The organism is Paenibacillus sp. JT31N11, assembly GCF_056269285.1.
On sequence record NZ_JBWDNQ010000005.1, the window covers coordinates 418,958 to 438,607 of the forward strand.

Annotated in this window: 18 protein-coding genes; all 18 read left to right on the top strand. The window is 46.9% G+C overall.

The window, feature by feature from the left end; translation table 11 throughout:
• Window positions 1-5 precede the first annotated feature (5 nt).
• The 18 genes from AC0YNV_RS20450 (at window position 6) to AC0YNV_RS20535 (ending at window position 19,637) form a co-directional block, all read left to right on the top strand.
• Complete coding sequence (locus AC0YNV_RS20450) at window positions 6-677, top strand: PIG-L deacetylase family protein (RefSeq protein WP_210038990.1); 672 nt, start codon at window positions 6-8, stop codon at window positions 675-677.
• On the top strand, window positions 677-1,753 hold the full coding sequence (gene neuB / locus AC0YNV_RS20455) for an N-acetylneuraminate synthase (protein ID WP_475769662.1): 1,077 nt from the start codon (window positions 677-679) through the stop codon (window positions 1,751-1,753). The genes AC0YNV_RS20450 and neuB overlap by 1 nt, the downstream gene beginning before the upstream one ends.
• On the top strand, window positions 1,750-2,388 hold the full coding sequence (locus AC0YNV_RS20460) for an acetyltransferase (protein ID WP_475769663.1): 639 nt from the start codon (window positions 1,750-1,752) through the stop codon (window positions 2,386-2,388). The genes neuB and AC0YNV_RS20460 overlap by 4 nt, the downstream gene beginning before the upstream one ends.
• Window positions 2,385-3,434: a nucleotidyltransferase family protein gene (locus tag AC0YNV_RS20465; protein ID WP_210038988.1), complete on the top strand. Its 1,050-nt coding sequence runs from the start codon at window positions 2,385-2,387 to the stop codon at window positions 3,432-3,434. The genes AC0YNV_RS20460 and AC0YNV_RS20465 overlap by 4 nt, the downstream gene beginning before the upstream one ends.
• Entirely contained in the window at window positions 3,431-4,366 is a 936-nt protein-coding gene (locus AC0YNV_RS20470) for a Gfo/Idh/MocA family protein (RefSeq protein WP_475769664.1), read from the top strand. Before AC0YNV_RS20465 ends, AC0YNV_RS20470 begins: the two co-directional genes overlap by 4 nt.
• On the top strand, window positions 4,338-5,039 hold the full coding sequence (locus AC0YNV_RS20475) for an acylneuraminate cytidylyltransferase family protein (RefSeq protein ID WP_475769665.1): 702 nt from the start codon (window positions 4,338-4,340) through the stop codon (window positions 5,037-5,039). The genes AC0YNV_RS20470 and AC0YNV_RS20475 overlap by 29 nt, the downstream gene beginning before the upstream one ends.
• Window positions 5,040-5,043: 4 nt before the next feature.
• On the top strand, window positions 5,044-5,868 hold the full coding sequence (locus tag AC0YNV_RS20480; protein ID WP_475769666.1) for an SDR family oxidoreductase: 825 nt from the start codon (window positions 5,044-5,046) through the stop codon (window positions 5,866-5,868).
• A gap of 189 nt (window positions 5,869-6,057) precedes the next feature.
• On the top strand, window positions 6,058-6,255 hold the full coding sequence (locus AC0YNV_RS20485; RefSeq protein ID WP_125666700.1) for a cold shock domain-containing protein: 198 nt from the start codon (window positions 6,058-6,060) through the stop codon (window positions 6,253-6,255).
• Between the two features lie 197 nt (window positions 6,256-6,452).
• Complete coding sequence (locus AC0YNV_RS20490; protein WP_475769667.1) at window positions 6,453-8,492, top strand: sulfatase-like hydrolase/transferase; 2,040 nt, start codon at window positions 6,453-6,455, stop codon at window positions 8,490-8,492.
• A 20-nt stretch (window positions 8,493-8,512) separates the two neighbouring features.
• Window positions 8,513-9,193 (top strand): class I SAM-dependent methyltransferase, encoded by a 681-nt coding sequence (locus tag AC0YNV_RS20495; RefSeq protein WP_475769668.1) that lies wholly within the window; start codon window positions 8,513-8,515, stop codon window positions 9,191-9,193.
• A gap of 85 nt (window positions 9,194-9,278) precedes the next feature.
• The gene (gene hpf / locus AC0YNV_RS20500; protein WP_210038982.1) at window positions 9,279-9,818 is read left to right on the top strand and encodes a ribosome hibernation-promoting factor, HPF/YfiA family; all 540 of its coding nucleotides are present in this window, start codon (window positions 9,279-9,281) and stop codon (window positions 9,816-9,818) included.
• A gap of 177 nt (window positions 9,819-9,995) precedes the next feature.
• Window positions 9,996-12,512: a preprotein translocase subunit SecA gene (gene secA / locus AC0YNV_RS20505; RefSeq protein WP_475769669.1), complete on the top strand. Its 2,517-nt coding sequence runs from the start codon at window positions 9,996-9,998 to the stop codon at window positions 12,510-12,512.
• 49 nt (window positions 12,513-12,561) lie between these two features.
• Window positions 12,562-13,675 (top strand): peptide chain release factor 2 gene (prfB, locus tag AC0YNV_RS20510; RefSeq protein ID WP_475769670.1). Its coding sequence is split into 2 segments (ribosomal slippage): window positions 12,562-12,633 and window positions 12,635-13,675, totalling 1,113 coding nucleotides; the frame shifts between segments, so codons are not numbered across the junction.
• Window positions 13,676-14,069: 394 nt separating this feature from the next.
• Complete coding sequence (locus AC0YNV_RS20515) at window positions 14,070-14,990, top strand: YitT family protein (RefSeq protein ID WP_475769671.1); 921 nt, start codon at window positions 14,070-14,072, stop codon at window positions 14,988-14,990.
• Between the two features lie 142 nt (window positions 14,991-15,132).
• Window positions 15,133-16,182, top strand: coding sequence for an N-acetyl-gamma-glutamyl-phosphate reductase (gene argC / locus AC0YNV_RS20520; RefSeq protein ID WP_475769672.1), 1,050 nt, complete (start codon window positions 15,133-15,135; stop codon window positions 16,180-16,182).
• Between the two features lie 45 nt (window positions 16,183-16,227).
• The gene (gene argJ / locus AC0YNV_RS20525) at window positions 16,228-17,469 is read left to right on the top strand and encodes a bifunctional glutamate N-acetyltransferase/amino-acid acetyltransferase ArgJ (protein ID WP_475769673.1); all 1,242 of its coding nucleotides are present in this window, start codon (window positions 16,228-16,230) and stop codon (window positions 17,467-17,469) included.
• A 20-nt stretch (window positions 17,470-17,489) separates the two neighbouring features.
• A complete protein-coding gene (gene argB, locus AC0YNV_RS20530; protein ID WP_475769674.1) occupies window positions 17,490-18,278 on the top strand; it encodes an acetylglutamate kinase in 789 nt (262 codons plus the stop codon).
• A 63-nt stretch (window positions 18,279-18,341) separates the two neighbouring features.
• Window positions 18,342-19,637, top strand: a complete 1,296-nt coding sequence (locus AC0YNV_RS20535) for an acetylornithine transaminase (protein ID WP_475769675.1) — start codon at window positions 18,342-18,344, stop codon at window positions 19,635-19,637.
• Window positions 19,638-19,650: the final 13 nt, after the last annotated feature.

Genomic DNA, 19,650 nt, shown 5'->3' on the forward strand with positions numbered 1-19,650 from the left:
GCTAAATGACAAAAGTAATCGTCATTGCGCCGCATCCCGATGATGAAACGCTAGGGTGTGGTGGAACATTATTAAAGCATAAAGAGCAGGGGCATGAAATTCACTGGGTAATCATCACAAAAATTTCTGATCTCTTAAACTACTCCATTGAGCAAATTCAAGAACGCGAATGGGAAATAGACGAGGTTGAGCAGCTCTATCAGTTTGATTCTGTACGGAAGCTCGCTTTTCCGGCAGCAGGTCTTGATCACTCCATGATATCTGATTTGGTCAGGTCAATTGGGCAAGTGTTTAAGGAAATTCAACCAAATGTTGTATACATCCCATACAGAGGTGACGTACACACAGACCATGCCGTTGTTTTTGATGCAGCTATCGCTTGTTGCAAATGGTTCCGTTACCCGTCAGTAGTAAAAGTGCTTGTCTATGAAACATTATCGGAAACTGAATTTGGCATTAATTCTGATCTTAATGGCTTCAGACCACAAGTTTTCCATAATATTGACAAGTATTTAACTGCTAAAATCAATATCATGCTTAAGTTTAAGAGCGAGGTAGCAGAGTTTCCTTTTCCCCGTAGTGAAGAAGCTATAAGATCTCTTGCTAAGGTTCGGGGTGTAGCATCTGGTTGTAAAGCTGCAGAGGCCTTTATGCTGTTAAAAGAGGTGTGGATGTAATGAGTAAGCATACTTATATTATCGCGGAAGCGGGAGTCAATCATAATGGCTCTTTGGAAATGGCAAAGCAACTGATAGATGCTGCTGTTGAAGCCAGAGCGGATGCGGTTAAATTTCAAACCTTCAAAGCTGAAGGATTAGTAAGTAAGCATGCTTCAAAAGCAGAATATCAGAAGAAATTCACAGATGCTAACGAATCACAATATGAAATGATAAAAAAACTCGAACTTAACGAGGAAGCACATCGCGAATTAATCCAATATTGTTTTGAAAAAAATATTGATTTTTTGTCCACTCCGTTTGATATGGATAGTGTTGAACTGCTCGCACATAAATTCAATTTGCCGGCATTGAAAATATCTTCTGGCGATTTAACAAATATGCCTCTACTATACAAAGCGGCAACTTCTCAAAAATCCATTCTATTATCCACTGGTCTTGCTACATTAGGAGATATCGAAAGTGCACTTGGTGTTATTGCATTTGGTTACGTTAATGAAGATGAACAACCCTCATTAGATAACTTTAATAAAACCTATTTATCTCAAAAAGGTCAACTTGCGCTGCAAGAAAAAGTAACACTGTTGCATTGCACTACCGATTATCCTACCCAATATGAAGATGTACACCTTAATAAGATGATAACGTTGGGCCATGCATTCGGGTTGAGAGCAGGTTACTCTGATCATACGATAGGAATTAGTGTTCCAATCGCAGCAGTTGCACTAGGGGCTGTAGTAATCGAGAAGCATTTTACAATGGATAGATCTCTGCCGGGACCTGACCAACAAGCTTCATTAGAACCGGATGAATTACAACAAATGGTGAAGAGCATTCGAGAGATAGAAAAATCATTAGGGTCGTTTGTAAAGGGACCCGTAGAATCGGAATTGAAAAACAAGAATGCTGCCAGGAAAAGTATTGTAGCGGCTCGAGCTATTCGTAAAGGCGAGTTATTTACTGAAGACAATATTGTCTTGAAGCGTCCCGGAAATGGTCTATCTCCAAACCTTTACTGGGAAATGCTTGGCCAGATATCCGGCAGAGATTATGAAATAGATGAACTATTGAAATGATGAGCGTTCTTCCGGTCATCATATTAGGCAATGGAGGACATGCCAAAGTTTGTTGTGATTTATTAATGTTATGCTCCGTCCATATAATTGGTTTTGTATCCCCGGAACCATCGAATGAAACTTACATGGGCGTTCGGGTAATTGGAGATGACCCAACAATAAATCAATATCAGCCAGATGAGATATTACTTGTGAATGGTATTGGATCTATAACACAGCCTGTATTGAGGGAGCAAGTCTTTAACCGTTTTAAGGATAGGGATTACAGTTTTCTTTCTCTTTTACATCCATCATCCGTCATTGCCAGTAATGTGCAGCTGGGCGAAGGGGTGCAGGTGATGGCGGGCTCTATCATTCAGACTGGTGTTCATATAGGCAAAAATACAATCATTAACACCAAAAGCTCGATTGATCATCACAGTAAAATTGGAGATCACGTTCACATTTCTCCGGGAGTCACAATCTGTGGAGAAGTCAATGTGGAGGATGGGGTACATATTGGAGCGGGATCTACTATTATACAAGGCTTGCAGATTTCCAAAAACAGCATTGTCGGAGCAGGGTCTTTAGTTTTAAAAGAGGTTAAAGAGGGCGCAAAGGTTTATGGAGTTCCTGCCAAGGAGGCACACAGGTGATAAACATCAAGGATATATTCATATCTCCGAATGCAACCATTCTCGATGCATTGAAAATTATTGATGCTGGTACCCTTCAAATTGCATTAGTCGTTAATGAAGATAACAAGCTGTTGGGGACACTTACCGATGGTGACGTCAGACGGGGTATTCTGAAAGGGGGGAGTTTGGATTCAAGTGTCACAACCATAATGAATTCTACTCCAGTCACAGCAAGAGCTTTTGATAATAAACATCGTATACTTAGATTAATGAGAAACAAGCAGCTTCGACATATCCCAATCGTTGATGATAAGGGCATTGTAATGAGGCTCGAATTGATTGACCAAATCATTGGGAATAAAAAGAGAGATAATTTGGTGGTTCTGATGGCTGGTGGATTAGGGATGCGATTACGTCCATTAACGGAAAACTGCCCAAAGCCACTATTGAAAATAGGAGCAAAGCCCATTCTGGAAATTATAATTGAGAACTTTCTTGAATATGGTTTCTATCAGTTTCTGATCAGTGTTAATTATAAAGCGGATATGATTAAAGAGTATTTTGGAGACGGTTCAAAATGGGGTGCGGAAATTACCTATATCGATGAACTGGATCGTATGGGGACCGCAGGATCGTTGAGTTTAATTAAAGAAAAACAAACCAAGCCAATTTTAGTTATGAACGGTGATTTATTAACAAAGATCAATTTTCAACAACTAATAGATTATCATATGGAAATAAATGCAACAGCAACGATGTGCGTCAGGGAGTTTGAATATCAAATTCCATATGGGGTCGTTAATATTGATGATCATCGTTTAACACAAATTGAAGAAAAACCGACTCAACGTTTTTTTATTAATGGGGGTATTTATATACTCAATCCGGAAGTGATTGAATATATTCCGCAGGATCGGTTTTTGGACATGCCCGATTTATTTCAGGCATTAATCGATCAAAAAAAATTAACATCCGTTTTTCCAATTCGTGAGTATTGGCTGGATATCGGTAGAGTGGACGACTTTAATCGGGCTAACGGTGAATTTTCAGAGGTTTTTGGATGAAGGCGCTTGTTGTAGGTTATGGTTCAATTGGGGCGCGTCATGCGAGGCTACTTCAAGGTTTAAATATTGAAACAGCCGTGGTGAGTAAACGAATAGTTGAATTTCCAGTTGTACTTGGAGATATTGCGGAAGCCATAAAGAGGTTTAACCCAAATTATATCATTATTGCTAATCAAACATCCGAGCATATTGTAACATTAAATACACTCTTGGGGCTTCAATGGAGCGGAAATGTTCTTATTGAAAAGCCACTTTTTCATCAAAAGGAAACTATCGCGAATAGCGGAAGAATGAATATCTTTGTGGCCTATAATCTTCGCTTTCACCCTGTTCTTTATCGGCTCAAGGAATTGCTTAAGGAGGAACGGCTGCTTTCAATTACAGCCTATGCGGGACAATACTTGCCAGATTGGCGGCCCGACCGGGATTATAGGTTAAGTTACTCCTCACATAAAGATGAGGGTGGTGGAGTGCTGAGGGATTTAAGTCATGAACTGGATTATTTAACATGGATCTGCGGATCATGGCTGACACTCACCGGGCTTGGTGGGCATTACAGTTCTCTTGAGACTTCTGCGGATGATTTCTGCAGTGTGATGATGCAAACCGTGAGATGTCCATCAGTAAACTTTCAGCTCAATTGTCTGGATCGGCCTGGAAGAAGAGAAATGGTAGTTGTTACAGATTGTCACACGTACAAAATTGATTTTGTCAAAGCAACGTTAGAACGAGATGGCAGCGTAGAATCTTTTAAAGTGAATAGAGATGATACTTATCTGGCTCAGCACAAGGCTGTAATGGAGAACGATTGGGAGAATTTGTGCAGTTATGAAGAAGGACAAGCAATTGTATCCATGATCGATGCGGTTGAACGATCTATTCTATCCAGGGAGTGGGTACACAATGAAAAGATTATGCACCATCTGCGCTAGAGGAGGCTCTAAAGGAGTCAAAAATAAAAACATTCGCGATATGCATGGAAAGCCGCTGATTGCTTACAGCATTGAGCAAGCGAGGCAATCTGGCTTATTTGATATTATCGCTGTTAGTAGCGATTCACAGCTTATTCTAGATGTCGCGGCTGACTGGGGAGCAGATATCCTCGTAAATCGCCCGTTGGATATGGCCGCGGATACGTCGGCGAAGCTTCCGGCTATACGTCACTGTGTACAGCAAGCAGAGGAAATTATGCAATATAAGTTTTCTACTCTTGTTGATCTGGATGCCACATCCCCGTTAAGAACGGTTCAAGATCTTAGAAATGCAGTTGAATTATTTGAATCGAGAGGCGTATCCAATGTTATCACAGGGATGCCGTCTCGGCGCTCTCCATATTTTAATCTTGTAGAATTGAACGATGAAGGATTCGTTCAGTTATCCAAGCCGCTAACCGTTCCTATAGTAAGAAGACAAGATGCACCGCTATGTTTTGATATGAATGCTTCTATATATGTTTGGAAAAGAGAAATTTTGTTAGGCGATTATGGTTTGTTTCAAGGGGATACCCTGCTTTACGAAATGCCTGAGGAACGCTCAATCGATATAGACAGCGAGTTGGATTGGAAATTTGTAGAATGGATTTTGGGTGGCAGGGAAGGAAAATGATGTTATGAATCAATCATTTAAAGGCTCATTCGATCTGACAGGTAAGACCGCTATTGTAACGGGAGCACTTGGTATCATTGGAAGTAAAGTTTGTGCTGGATTTGCTGAGTTTGGGGCCAACGTAATGGTAGTGGATCTTGAGAAATCGGCGGCTGTCGAGTTTGCTGACCACTTGATCTCCACATATGGTGTCAAGGCGGCAGGGATAGGATGCAATGTTGCTGATCCGGCACAAGTGGCGTGTATGGTTGAGCGTTCCGTTAGTATCATGGGTGGCATTCATATTTTGCATAATAATGCAGCTAGTAAATCCTCAGATTTGGATCAGTTTTTGGCTCCATTTGAAGAATATTCTCTGGAACAATGGAGAGAAGTTATGTCGGTCAATCTGGATGGTATGTTTCTGGTTGCTAAAGAGGTTGGCAAGCAAATGATAGAACAGGGAGAAGGCGGATCCATTATCCAGACTGCTTCGATATATGGGATAATGGCGCCGGATCATCGGATTTATGAAGGCTCTTATTTTATGGATCGTCCTATTACATCTCCCGCAGTGTATGCTGCTTCGAAAGGAGGCGTAATTGCTCTTTCGAATTATTTATCAACATATTGGTCTAAACATGGTATTCGAGTTAATACCCTCACTCCTGGTGGAGTAGAAAGTGGTCAGAACGAAGAGTTCAGACAAAAATACTCTGCACGCGTCCCTTTAGGAAGAATGGCAGAAGCTGATGAAATGGTAGGAGCCGTACTTTATTTGGCTTCGGATGCTTCTCGTTATGTCACGGGACACAACATTATCGTCGATGGCGGACTGCATGTTTGGTGAAGAAATGAATTTATGGTTTCAAAGAGAAAAAAAAGCTTTATAAAATAGTAGGGATAACTGCCGTTATAAGTGCAATGTATTCGCTTACACAAATTCGTTGACAATTGTGTGACAACGGTGGTATATTCGATTTGCGGGCCACGCTTACCGTGATCTCGCAGCTATTTGAAGATGAAGGGAATGTTATGCATGCAAGGTAAAGTAAAATGGTTTAACGCTGAGAAGGGTTACGGATTTATCGAGACTGAGCAGGGCGGCGACGTATTTGTTCATTTCTCCGCAATCCAATCCGAAGGGTTCAAAACGCTGGAAGAAGGCCAATCGGTCGAATTCGATATCGTGGAAGGCGCTCGCGGACCGCAAGCTGCAAACGTTAATAAACTGTAATCATCCGGCTGTTAAGCGGCCACACCATATATGGTTCACGCTTAACCAAGAATGCAAACAGTGCCCTGGGAAACCAGGGCTTTTTTGTTGTTTTCGGTAACAAATACTCATATAAAATTCTCTAATTGCCGATATATAAAACATGAGAATTTATGTGGTTTTACATCGTAAACCACATTGTGAGGAGATACATACTTATGGAAACAACGCAAAATGTTAAAGAGCAGCTGAATTATTTAAAATCACTTAGTCATGAAATCAGCATACATTTAAATCAGAACCGATTAGCTGAAGCCCAAGAGAAGATCGCCGAGTACTTGACATATAGTACAGATACGGAGATTTATTCCTTGCAGGCGACTTGGCATTACCAAAAGGGAGAACACGACAAAACCTTGAATATTCTTCTGGAGGGTCTACAAAAGTTTCCCTATAATTTTGAAATCAATTTTAATCTTGGAATTATATATGAAGCATTGGGCAGAGCGGAAGAAGGTCTTAAATATCTTGCCTCTGCCGCTAAAATTTCACGAAATCAACAGGAAAAAGAAGAATGTATCGAATCAATTAAAAAACTTACGGCTCAAATTATTAGATCGCCACAAAATAATGAAATAATCAACGAGGCTAAGAAAATATTAAGCAGTGTAGATGCCAGAGAATTTCCGCTTGATCATAACCGTGAGAGCATGGTGCGAAATGTTATGAACAAGGGAACCAGTGATGAATACATGGTAAATATGTATAAATCATTTCTTGCCGCCAATATTAATCAAGATTCTCGGATGTACTTTAAAACAGAGATGTTTAAAGGCATAACTGTCGTAGGTGAAGCAGAAATCGACATAAAAACGCCCTCAATGATCCCTTTATCACTGATTGCAGCGCAGACAAAAGTCGATTTTTGGATCAATAATCGACAATACAGTTTTTCTGAGAAAGTTTTACACATCAATAAATATCACTATATCCGGCTGGATGAGACGGGAACATTAAAAATAACTGCAAACAAAAATATATTTGTCGGTACACCGATTCCTCTGGAAGACAAGTCAAAAGCCCCGAAACTTGTTTTGAAGGTGTTTATCGACGGTCTCTCCTATAAATTTCTTGAACAGCACGGTTTGGAAAATATTATGCCTAATACATATGCCTTTTTCAAAAAAGGATTTACAGCTGCTAATTGCTACGCCACGAGCGAATGGACTTTACCAAGCAAAGCGAGCATTAATACAGGAAAGTACTCCTATAAACACAAAATGCTTCATCCCAGTTCTTGTGTAAGTATTGAAAAGTACAGCAAGCTAATGGCTGAATATTTCAAGGAATCAGGACTCTTCACCGCTAATATTAATAACAACTGGAGAACAACACCTACATTTGGTTACTATAAAGGTTTTGATCGAATAGTGTACCAAAATATGCTGGGTGGAATGGATTGCAAACAAGTTATTACGGAGGCCATCGAGCACTTGGAAGCGTTCCACATGAAGAATAATTACCTTTCCATATCTCTGATGGATCTTCATTGCGTTCCCGATGAAATTGAGGACAACTTATACTCCCAGATGAATACTGACATCCTCTACCGGCTGGGAAACAAGAACCAAGGGGAAACCTCCGTCCAAACCAAATATGACGAAAACAAAATCGTGAAATATTATGAAGAAATTAAGAGACTCGATATTTTCTTGGGCATTTTGTATGACTTTATTACGAAGAAATATGTTGATGAAGACATTGTGGTCCTTATGCATTCCGATCATGGGCAGACCTTTCTGGAAAGGGATAACAGCATTCTGCACGACAGCCGGAGAAAAATTCCATTAATGCTGAGAGGCAGAGATGTTCCTGAAATGATATCGCATGAACTGATTGAGGCAGTTGATATACTTCCGATTCTAATGAAATTATGTGGAAATGAGATTCCGACTGATATAGACGGTAAGTTGCCATACTGCTTCGGGGGTGTGGAAGAACGGAAATATGCGATGACCCAACTCATTCATCCGGGACAAAAATACCAAGTGGCAATATCAGATGATCAGCATATCTTTCAATTTGAAACAGCGGATAACGTTCTGAACGATATGACAGTTAGTCTAGAACAGTTCAATACTGTGCTTCTGAACAAGAACAGTAAAGTCGATGAGACCGCAATGTATAGGGAAAAGTCAGACTTATTTGAGAGAGTGGTTTTTGAGAATAGTAAGGATTTATTGAGATGGAATAAATAGAATGTCTAGGGGGCAGACAAATGGACTATCTAACAGCGGAAGTCAATGAAAAGGATAGCGTGGAATATTGGGACAATTTTTACCGGGAAATAAAGATTCAACATGAATCGAATTTCTGTTTATTAATTAAATCCATGTCTACAGATCAATCCGTTATTCTGGACATTGGCTGCGGTTCCGGAAGAGATGCGTTTTCTTTCGCAAAGGATGGGTATGAGGTTGTTGGCATTGATCGTTCTAAACAAGCGATTAGCGCGAATAAAACGACTAAGAATCATCCGAAATTTAAGAATTTGAATATTGAATTCAATGTTGTGGACTTGGGAAATGTCAGAAAATTGAATGATATTATAATTGCTGTCATCCAAAGAACGAAAAAACAAAACAAATCGGTAATTGTATATGTCCGATTTTTACTACATTCTATTAATGAAAGAACGGAGCAAATATTACTTGACACTCTTTCGTCAAACCTGCAGAAAGGGGACCAATTCGCTGCAGAATTCAGAACGATTGAGGATGAGGGTCGGAATAAGGTTTACGATAATCACTACCGCAGGTTTATAGACGCTGATCATTTGCTGGACAAGCTGGTTACAAAATATGACTTTTCCCCGATTTTATTTGAGAAAGGCACAGGGTTATCCATTTTCAACAATGAGGATCCATTTTTGGGCAGAATTGTGGTTGAGAAAAATTAAGAAAATTCAGAAAAAAACAACAAAATGCTTTTGAGATCGCCCAGAGGGGTATGATATAATAAGAACATGTAAAGGAGGAGTGCCCATGAAATACAATGTTCGAGGTCAGCACATTCAAGTGACAGACGCTATGCGTGATTATGTCGTGAAGAAGCTTAGTCGCCTGGATAGGTATTTTGAAGAGCCAATCTCCGAATCAACCGTGACGATGTCCGTCACAAAAGGGAAACACGCCGTTGAGGTGACGATCCCTCTGACCAATGCTTTTCTCCGCGCCGAAGAAAAGAGTGATGACATGTACGCCTCAATTGACGTTGTGGTGGACAAACTGGAGCGGCAAATTCGTAAACATAAAACCAGAATCAATCGCAAGTTCCGCCAGGAGAGCGGAATCAAAATGTTGTTCAAGGATGAAACTTCCCCGGTCAAGGTGCTGGAGGAGGATGATTATGAGCTTGTCCGCACCAAACGCTTCATGCTGAAGCCGATGGATGTGGAGGAAGCGATCCTTCAAATGAATATGGTCGGCCATTCGTTCTTCATGTTCGCCAATGTGGATACCAAGGAAGTGAACGTGGTTTACAAAAGAGACGATGGCAAATACGGCTTGCTTGAACAATACTAAACTTAACTTCTATCATTCATGAATATTCAAGGGCAGGCTTCCTCGTGAAGCGCTGCCCTTTTACAATGCAAGAATAACCATTGGCGGAAAATGTCGCTGACGCTATACTCGCATTGCGGGAAGTGCCGCAAACTGATACAATTTATCCATTAGGCGTAACCACGAAAGGGGAAGACCATGCTCGGACTTGTAAAGAAAATATTCGGAGATGCGAACGAACGGGAAGTCAAGCGTCTCATGCGCACTGTAGAGCAAATTAATGAATTGGAACCAAAGATTTCACAATTATCTGACGAGGATCTTCGGGGAAAAACCGCCGAGTTCAAGATCCGTCTGGCCGAAGGCGGCGATGAGCTGATCGACCTGCTGCCGGAAGCATTTGCCGTTGTACGCGAAGCCTCAGTTCGCGTGTTTGATAAACGTCATTATGACGTTCAACTGGTTGGGGGAATGGTTCTTCATGAAGGCAAAATTGCCGAAATGAAGACAGGGGAAGGGAAGACGCTTGTTGCGACTCTCCCGGTCTACTTGAATGCACTCCTCGAAAAAGGCGTCCACGTGGTAACGGTCAATGATTATTTGGCCTCCCGCGACAGCCAGCAGATGGGGCAGCTTTATAACTTCCTCGGACTCACGGTAGGCTGCAATATGCATGGCTTATCCCATGCCGAGAAACAAGAGGCGTACGCCTGCGATATCACATACGGAACGAATAATGAATTCGGCTTCGATTATTTGCGTGATAATATGGTGCTGTACAAGGAACAAATGGTACAGCGTCCGCTTTATTTTGCCGTTATAGATGAAGTGGATTCCATCCTGGTCGATGAAGCGAGAACGCCGCTTATTATATCCGGACAGGCCGCCAAATCGACAGAGCTTTATTTTGCAGCCGACCGTTTCGTAAGCCGGCTCCAGGCGGAAGATGATTACACGATCGATGTCAAGCTCCGCTCGGTAACGTTGACGGAAGCGGGCGTGGAGAAGACCGAACGGGCTTTTGGCATTGAGAATTTATTTGACCATGCCAATGTGCTGCTGTACCACCATATACAGCAAGCGCTCAAAGCGCATGCGATTATGAAGCGCGATGTCGATTATATCGTGCAGGATGACGAGGTTATCATCGTCGATGAGTTTACCGGACGTCTGATGGCAGGTCGCCGCTACAGCGATGGCTTGCATCAAGCAATTGAGGCCAAGGAACAGATCAAGGTTCAGAACGAGAGCATGACGCTCGCAACGATTACATTCCAGAACTACTTCCGGATGTACCGCAAGCTGGCCGGGATGACCGGTACGGCGAAGACGGAGGAAGAAGAGTTCAAGAAAATCTATGGTCTGGATGTCGTCCAGGTTCCAACGAACCGGACCATGATTCGTGAAGATATCGCCGATGTCGTCTACAAAACCGAGAACGGGAAGTTCAAGGCGGTTGTAGAGGAAATCGTGCAGCGTCACGGCAAGAATCAGCCGGTGCTTGTCGGTACCGTCTCGATCGAAAACTCGGAAAAGCTGTCGGAGATGCTCAAGCGCCGCGGCGTGGCCCATAAGGTACTCAATGCCAAATACCATGCCGAGGAAGCGGAAATCATCTCACGCGCCGGGCAAGCCGGATCGGTCACCATCGCAACGAACATGGCGGGCCGGGGTACGGATATTTTGCTCGGTGATGAGGTTGCCGGTATTGGCGGACTGCATATTATGGGCACGGAGCGACACGAGAGCCGGCGGATTGATAACCAGCTTCGCGGTCGTGCCGGACGTCAAGGCGACCCGGGTTCCTCCCAGTTTTATTTGTCGCTTGAAGATGAATTAATGCGCCGTTTCGGTGCGGACAACATTATGAGCATGATGGAGCGTCTGGGCTTCGAGGAAGACCAGCCCATTGAGAGCCGTCTTATTTCACGGGCGATTGAATCCGCACAGAAGCGTGTGGAAGGAAGCAACTTTGACACGCGGAAGATCGTACTCCAATATGATGATGTTATGAATCAGCAGCGTGAGATCATATACAAGCAGCGCCGTGAAGTGCTGTACTCGGATAACATCCGCCAAATCGTGCAGGATATGATTACACCGGTTATCGACCGGATTGTCGGCGCGCATTGTCCCGATGATGAGGTGCCGGAGAACTGGGAGCTGCAGGAGATCGTCGATTATGCCCAGGGCACATTCCTGTATGAAGGCATGATCACGAAGGACGATCTGTGGGGCAAAGAGAAGGAAGAAATTGTAGAATTTCTGAACGAAAAAGTGAGTGCCCTGTACGACCAGCGCGAGGAAGAAATCGGCGTCGAAACGATGCGCGAATTTGAGAAGGTTGTCGTGCTGAGGGCTGTTGACAGCAAATGGATGGATCACATTGATGCGATGGATCAACTGCGTCAAGGGATTCACTTGCGTGCATACGGCGGAACGGATCCGCTGCGCGAATATCAATTTGAAGGCTTTGAAATGTTCAAGGAAATGATTGATAACATTCAGGAAGAAGTCACCAAATATATTATGAAGGCCCAGGTTGAAAGCAATCTGGAGCGTCAGGAAGTTGCCAAGGGACAGACGGAGACCGGAGGCAGCAGCGAGCCGAAGGAGAAGCGCCCCGTTAAGAAGGACGAACGTGTAGGACGTAATGACCCATGTCCGTGCGGCAGCGGCAAGAAATACAAGCAGTGCCATGGTCAACAGGCCTAAGCGTGCTGCAAGATGCAGGGCAATCGACAGGATGAGGTGAAGGCGTAACATGATAGATATTACAGTGAAACAAGATATGCGTGAAATGGCTAAGCGACTCCAGGAACTTAGGGGGTCTCTTTGACTTAGATCTTAAGCAAGAGATGATCGCCAACTTCGAAGAGAAGATGACAGCACCTGATTTCTGGGATGATAATGACCGGGCGCAAAGCACCATTGCGGAGCTGAATGCCGTTAAGTCCGTAGTCGATGACTACAACCAAATGAACAATGAGCATGAGGATTTGTCTACTATGCTGGAATTGGCCGAGGAAGAGGGAGATGAGTCCCTGGAGGCTGATTTGGCCAAGAGTGTGACTGCGCTTGTGAAGAAGGTAAGCGACTTCGAGCTGCAGCTCCTTCTCAGCGAACCTTACGACAAGCTGAATGTAATCCTTGAGCTCCATCCTGGAGCCGGAGGCACCGAGTCGCAGGACTGGGGTCAGATGCTCTATCGGATGTATACGCGCTGGGCTGAGAAGCATGGCTTCAAGGTGGAAGTGCTGGACTATCTGGCAGGCGATGAAGCGGGCATCAAAAGTGTGACCATCTCCATCAAGGGCTATAATGCCTACGGGTATTTGAAAGCGGAGAAAGGCGTTCACCGTCTCGTGCGCATATCGCCTTTCGATGCCTCGGGACGCCGGCACACTTCGTTTGCCTCATGCGATATCATGCCGGAAATTGATGACACCATCGAAATTGATATTCGCTCGGAAGATCTGAAGGTCGATACGTATCGGGCCAGCGGCGCAGGCGGACAGCATATTAACAAAACGGAATCGGCTATCCGCATCACGCATATTCCGAGCGGTATTGTTGTATCCTGTCAAACACAGCGCTCCCAGATTCAGAACCGCGAACGTGCCATGCAGATGCTCCGCTCCAAGCTCTATGAACGCAAGATCGAAGAGCAGAAGAAGCATCTGGCGGAAATCCGCGGCGAGCAATCGGAGATCGGCTGGGGAAGTCAGATCCGCTCTTATGTATTCCATCCCTACAGCATGGTCAAGGATCACCGGACCTCTGTAGAGACAGGAAATGTGGGAGCTGTGATGGACGGCGATCTGGATATTTTCATCGACGGCTATTTGCGCAGCCAGATTCGCCACGAACAAACATAAACTTACACAATCCATGCATAGGCAAGGGCAAGAGTTCCGACACTGTTAAAGTGTTGGAACTCTTTTTTTTGTGCTGTGTGCCCCAGGCACGCATCGTCCAAGCCGATAATGCTCCGATCGCAGGAGGGGGCAAGACCCTGAGCACCCAAGAAGCCTGCGGAGCTTCCTCATATTCTTTAAACAGTGAGATCTGTGTGTACATACGAATCAATGATGATTCTACAAACGGAGAGCTTGGTATTGTTCACGATAAACTGAGAAAAGAAACTAACTTTGCCGCCAGGGGATGGCGGCACTTCATCGTTCGTACCCTCTGCCGCACAGGAAGATGCGAACATACAACCATATTATAAATTGAGGATGGTATCCTCAATTTGAAGAAGGAGGAGCCCCCATGATCGAAAAACAGCAAACGAGGAGCAGAAGCGAGACGTTCTCCCCGCAACGCAAAAAGCCAAACAAAGGTAACGGCAGCAGAGGCCGCTACTCGGAGGCAACGATCAACATCGCGCTCCTGCTGATCGGCTCTCTGCTGATTGCGGCGAGTTTCAATCTGTTTCTCGTTCCGCTGGGTATCGCATCAGGCGGGGTGTCCGGTATCTCCATCCTGGTACAGCGGGCGGCGGGTTTCCCGCCGGCGTATACGCAGTGGGCGATCAATGTGCCGCTGTTTCTGCTGGGTCTGTGGCTGCTGGGCGGTCGTTTCGCGATGAAGACGGCGCTGGGCTCTTTTGTTTTGCCGCTGCTGGTCCTCCTGACCTCACACTGGCCGGCTCCCACGGACAACGCGCTGCTTGCGGCGATCTATGGCGGCATTGGTGTCGGGGCAGGTCTGGGCCTTGTTTTCCGCGGGCGGGGGTCCACGGGCGGACTGGATCTGGCGGCACAGCTGCTGCATCGTTATACGGGCATGCGCCTGGGGCTTGCCGTGGCTTGCTTTGACGGTTTTGTCATCGCCGCTGCAGGAATATTGATTGCGCCTGAGAATGCGCTTTATGCTCTGATCGGCTTATATGCGACGAGCAAGACGATTGATTTTGTCCAGACCGGAATTGCGATCTCCAAGGTGGCTTTCATTATTACCGATTGCCCGGAAGCCATCATCCAGGTGGTGCTTCATGATTTGGACCGCGGACTGACCAGGCTTGACGGCCGCGGCGGATTCACCGGCGATGAGCGCTCCGTGCTGATGGTAGTGGTTGGGCGGGGTGAGGTGTCCAAGCTGAAGCAGCTGGTGAAGGCGGTTGATCCGAAGGCTTTTGTCATCATCAGCGATACGGCTGAGGTTCTGGGGGAAGGCTTCAATTTGCCCTGAAACAAGCTGTGGCGACCAGGAATTTAGTATTGAATTATTATAATTATGAATGTATAATAATACAAAAACCTGGCTATTTCCTCTGTCTCTCGCTTCGTGTAAAATGGATAGTTAGGAAGTTAGCGGATGGGAGAGGGCATGTATGGGTTCAAAACTGAAAACAGCCATTATTGGTTCTACCGGCTACGGGGGCGTGGAACTGATCCGGCTGCTCGCCAGCCATCCTCTGGCAGAGGTGACATCAGTCATATCCTCGTCGAGCGCAGGATCGCCAATAGCCGAAGGTTTTCCTCATTTAACAGAAATTCGCACCGATTTGCTTGATGATGTGGATCCTGCACTTATCAAAAGCAAAGCGGATGTTGTTTTTATAGCGACACCCTCCGGAATCGCCAGCAAGCTGACGCCATCAATGCTTGAAGCAGGTCTCAAAGTGATTGATCTTTCCGGCGATCATCGTTTGAAGTCACCCGAAGTCTATGAAACCTGGTACAAAAAAACGCCAGCCTCCCAGAATGCTCTGGATCTTGCCGTATACGGGCTTGCGGAAATATACGGCGATGCGGTGCGCGATCAGACGCTCATCTCAAACCCTGGCTGTTATTCGACAGCCACGCTGCTGGGTTTGATTCCAGCCGTTAAGGCGGGCTACATAGATCCGGCAACGATTATTATTGATGCCAAATCCGGTGTATCCGGAGCGGGGCGCGGCGTTAATCTGGGCTCGCATTATTCCGAGGTTAATGAGAATTTCAGCGCTTATAAACTGAATAAACACCAGCATATTCCGGAGATTGAGCAGGTGCTCTCAGCGGAAGCCGGTTATCCGGTCGTTACCACATTCTCCACCCATTTGGTGCCGATGACCAGGGGCATTATGAGTACGATGTATGCCTCGGTCAAGGATGGAAGAAGCACCGATGAGTTTATTGCATTTTACCGCAGCTTTTATGAAGGACGACCTTTTGTCCGCATTCGCCAAGAAGGAACCTGGCCTTCCACGAAGGAAGTATGGGGATCCAATTACTGTGATATCGGCTTCGCCGTTGACGAGCGGACGGGGCGGGTAACCATCGTATCGGTCATTGATAATTTGGTCAAGGGCGCAGCAGGGCAAGCCATCCAGAATTTAAATCTCATGATGGGCTGGGACGAGACGCTTGGCCTGCAATTTGTACCCGTTTATCCGTAAGTAATCATTCATCTATCCACCTGAAGAAGGAGACTCGATCAAATAATGGGACAGGGGAACATAGCGGCCGCCTACACGGTTGTGCCGGAGGGCTCGATTACAACTCCCAAGGGCTTCACGGCGGGAGGTCTTCACTGCGGCCTGAAAAAAACGAAGCGCAATGACTTGGGAGCAATCGTCTGCGAGGTGCCGGCTGCTGCAGCTGCCGTGTATACGTTGAATGCCTTTCAGGCAGCTCCGATTGCGGTAACCCGCGAAAGTATCGGCTCAGGCGGCATACTGCGCGCCGTCATCGTCAACAGCGGCAACGCCAATGCCTGTACGGGCAAACAGGGCGATGCCGACGCTTATGAGATGCGCAGCCATTTCGCTGAAACCGTTGGAGTGCCGTCCGATCAAGTCGCCGTCGCTTCGACGGGGGTCATTGGCGAGCCGCTCAAGATGGACCGCGTCCGCCAGGGGATCGCGGAGCTTCCGGCGAGGCTGGCTGCGAGCAGCAAGGGCGGGGATGATTTCTGCCAGGCGATTCTGACAACGGATCTGGTGAAGAAAGAGGTCTGCGTTTCGGTCATGGTGGACGGCAGACCCGTTCACATTGCCGGAGCGTCGAAGGGCTCGGGCATGATTCACCCCAATATGGCAACGATGCTGGGGTTCGTCACCACGGATGCGGCGATCGGCAGTGCGGCACTGCACACCCTTCTGCGTCAAGTGACGGATCTTACTTTCAATATGATTACGGTGGACGGCGATACAAGCACCAACGACATGCTTTTGGCAATGGCAAGCGGCCTGGCGGGCAACCGGGAGCTGGATGAATCGCATCCGGATCTTGCGGCGTTCTCTTCCGCGCTCCGCTATGTTTGTGAAGTTCTGGCCAAAGCGATCGCACGCGATGGCGAAGGGGCAACGAAGCTGGTGGAGGTTCAGGTGAGCGGTGCGGTATCGGATGCTGCGGCGCAGGCCATCGCCAAAACCGTCGTCGGCTCGTCCCTTGTGAAGTCTGCGATCTTCGGCGCGGACGCCAACTGGGGCCGCATTATTGCCGCAGTCGGCAGAGCCGGCCAGCCGGTCAATCCGGATACGGTCGATATTCGGCTGGGGGACATTGTGACGCTTGCAGAGTCGCGGCCGGTCGCTTTTGACGAGGAAGCGGCGCTGGAATATTTGAAGGGCGATACGGTTGTCATTTATGTCGACCTGCATATGGCTGAAGGCTCCGCAATAGCATGGGGCTGCGATCTAACCTATGATTATGTGCGCATTAATGCGGCATATCGGACGTAAGGGAAAGGAACGAGCGGAGTATGGAACAGCGGTTTGTCATGAAATGCGGCGGAAGCACGCTTGCCGCGCTGCCTGATTCTTTTTTTGCTGATTTGCGCGGGCTTCAGGAGAAAGGCGTGAAGGCGGTTATCGTGCACGGGGGCGGTCCGGCGATTTCCGAGACGCTGCAGAAGCTTGGCATTGAGAGTGAATTTGTAAACGGCCTGCGCAAAACCAGCGAAGAAGTGCTGGATGTCGTGGAGATGGTGCTGAGCGGACGCATTAACAAGGAGATTGTCCGTAAAATACAGCAAAGCGGCGCCCAGTCTCTTGGCCTATCGGGCGTGGACGGCAAGCTGATTCAAGCGCAGCCGGTTGCCAATGCGGCTGAAATCGGTTTTGTAGGTGATGTGACGCAGGTGAACGCATCCATTATCGAAGGTGTCATGGATATGGGCTACATACCGGTTATTGCTCCCATTGGTATTGACGAGGCCGGTCAACGCTACAACATCAATGCAGATACCGCAGCCGGTGCGGTAGCTTCCCATCTTGGGGTGGAACGGATGATTGTCGTTACCGACGTTCCGGGGATTCTGAAAACCGTGGACGGCGAGAAACGGGTACTTTCTTCGGTCACAATCGAAGAGATAGAAGCCATGATTGCCAGCGGCGAAATATACGGGGGCATGATTCCGAAGGTACGCGCAGCCATTCAATGCATACAGGGACGCGTGCGCGAGGTTGTTATTGTCAGCGGCGATGAACATGGCGTGCTGAGCAAGGCGGTGCTTGAGGGCGGAATCGGAACGCGCATCGTACAGTCCTAGATTATCAGGCACCAGGCGGGCTCGGCAGGACGCTATAATATTCATGAAAGAGGTGTGCCAATCATGAGCGATGTCAAAAATACAGCAGCGGATGGTCAGAAGACGGGCGGAATCGGAACGAAATTACAAGAGCAATCCGAGGCTAGCCCTCAGGCCGGCTTGAACGCTCAAGCCGCAGGAAGTGTGAACAGCTCGCTGCTTCCAACCTACGCCCGATATCCGATCACGCTTGTCAAAGGCGAAGGAAGCTGGCTGTGGGATGATAAAGGGAACAAATATCTCGATTTCATGTGCGGTCTGGCCGTTACGAACCTGGGCCATGCCCCTCAGCGCATCAAGGAAGCGTTGATCAAGCAGCTGGATGAGCTGTGGCATGTGTCGAATTTATTCCATATTCCAAACCAGGAGGCAGCGGCAAAGCTGCTGACTGACAACAGCAGCGCGGATGCCGTATTCTTCTGCAACTCCGGCGCCGAGGCGAACGAGGCGGCGATCAAGCTGGCCCGCCGCTACCATCAGAAGGTGGCCGGCACCGGGCGCTATGAAATCATCACCTTTGAACAATCCTTTCACGGGCGCACGTTGGCAACGCTGACGGCCACGGGCCAGGAGAAGGTCAAAGAGGGCTTTGGCCCGCTGCCGGAGGGGTTCCGCTATATTCCGCTGCATGATATAGAAGCGCTGGAAGCAGCCATTACAGACAAAACAGCAGCTATTATGCTGGAAACAATATTGGCCGAAGGCGGCGTAATACCTGTCGAGCCTGCATTTATACTGCATGTTGCGAAGCTGTGCAAGGAGCGCGGCTTGCTCCTGATCATCGATGAGATTCAAACCGGAATGGGACGTACGGGCAAACTGTTTTCATTTGAGCATTATGGCATTGAACCGGATATCTTCACACTTGCCAAAGGATTGGGAAGCGGCTTTCCAGTGGGCGCTATGCTGGCGAAGGGCCATCTTGTCGAAGCATTCAGCGCCGGCAGCCACGGTTCCACGTTTGGCGGCACTCCGCTCGCAACGGCAGTGGTCAAGGCAACGGTCGAAACCATCGTAGGCGATAATCTGTCCGCCCGTGCTGCGGAGATGGGAGATTACCTGATCGCCCAGCTTCATGACAAGCTTGACGGACATCCGCTGGTTCAGACTATCCGCGGCAAAGGGCTGATGATCGGGATCGTCTGCAAGGAGCCGATCGCGGCGTTAATTGCGGAAGGACAGAAGCGCGGTCTGCTCGTCGTGAGCGCCGGCCCTAACGTGATCCGTCTGCTGCCGAACCTGCTCGTATCCCGAGAGGAGATTGATCAAGCGGTGTCACTGCTGGCCGCCATCTTTGCGGATCAGACGGCTACGGCTTAATCAAGAGAGTCAC

What these genes read in the sequence shown, in the direction of transcription:
- AC0YNV_RS20480 (WP_475769666.1), top strand. Translation starts at nt 5,044, where the DNA reads ATGAATCAATCATTTAAAGGCTCATTCGATCTGACAGGTAAGACCGCT.
- neuB (WP_475769662.1), top strand. Translation starts at nt 677, where the DNA reads ATGAGTAAGCATACTTATATTATCGCGGAAGCGGGAGTCAATCATAAT.
- argB (WP_475769674.1), top strand. Translation starts at nt 17,490, where the DNA reads ATGGAACAGCGGTTTGTCATGAAATGCGGCGGAAGCACGCTTGCCGCG.
- AC0YNV_RS20460 (WP_475769663.1), top strand. Translation starts at nt 1,750, where the DNA reads ATGATGAGCGTTCTTCCGGTCATCATATTAGGCAATGGAGGACATGCC.
- AC0YNV_RS20475 (WP_475769665.1), top strand. Translation starts at nt 4,338, where the DNA reads ATGAAAAGATTATGCACCATCTGCGCTAGAGGAGGCTCTAAAGGAGTC.
- AC0YNV_RS20495 (WP_475769668.1), top strand. Translation starts at nt 8,513, where the DNA reads ATGGACTATCTAACAGCGGAAGTCAATGAAAAGGATAGCGTGGAATAT.
- AC0YNV_RS20535 (WP_475769675.1), top strand. Translation starts at nt 18,342, where the DNA reads ATGAGCGATGTCAAAAATACAGCAGCGGATGGTCAGAAGACGGGCGGA.
- AC0YNV_RS20470 (WP_475769664.1), top strand. Translation starts at nt 3,431, where the DNA reads ATGAAGGCGCTTGTTGTAGGTTATGGTTCAATTGGGGCGCGTCATGCG.
- argC (WP_475769672.1), top strand. Translation starts at nt 15,133, where the DNA reads ATGGGTTCAAAACTGAAAACAGCCATTATTGGTTCTACCGGCTACGGG.
- AC0YNV_RS20515 (WP_475769671.1), top strand. Translation starts at nt 14,070, where the DNA reads ATGATCGAAAAACAGCAAACGAGGAGCAGAAGCGAGACGTTCTCCCCG.
- secA (WP_475769669.1), top strand. Translation starts at nt 9,996, where the DNA reads ATGCTCGGACTTGTAAAGAAAATATTCGGAGATGCGAACGAACGGGAA.
- AC0YNV_RS20490 (WP_475769667.1), top strand. Translation starts at nt 6,453, where the DNA reads ATGGAAACAACGCAAAATGTTAAAGAGCAGCTGAATTATTTAAAATCA.
- hpf (WP_210038982.1), top strand. Translation starts at nt 9,279, where the DNA reads ATGAAATACAATGTTCGAGGTCAGCACATTCAAGTGACAGACGCTATG.
- argJ (WP_475769673.1), top strand. Translation starts at nt 16,228, where the DNA reads ATGGGACAGGGGAACATAGCGGCCGCCTACACGGTTGTGCCGGAGGGC.
- AC0YNV_RS20485 (WP_125666700.1), top strand. Translation starts at nt 6,058, where the DNA reads ATGCAAGGTAAAGTAAAATGGTTTAACGCTGAGAAGGGTTACGGATTT.
- AC0YNV_RS20450 (WP_210038990.1), top strand. Translation starts at nt 6, where the DNA reads ATGACAAAAGTAATCGTCATTGCGCCGCATCCCGATGATGAAACGCTA.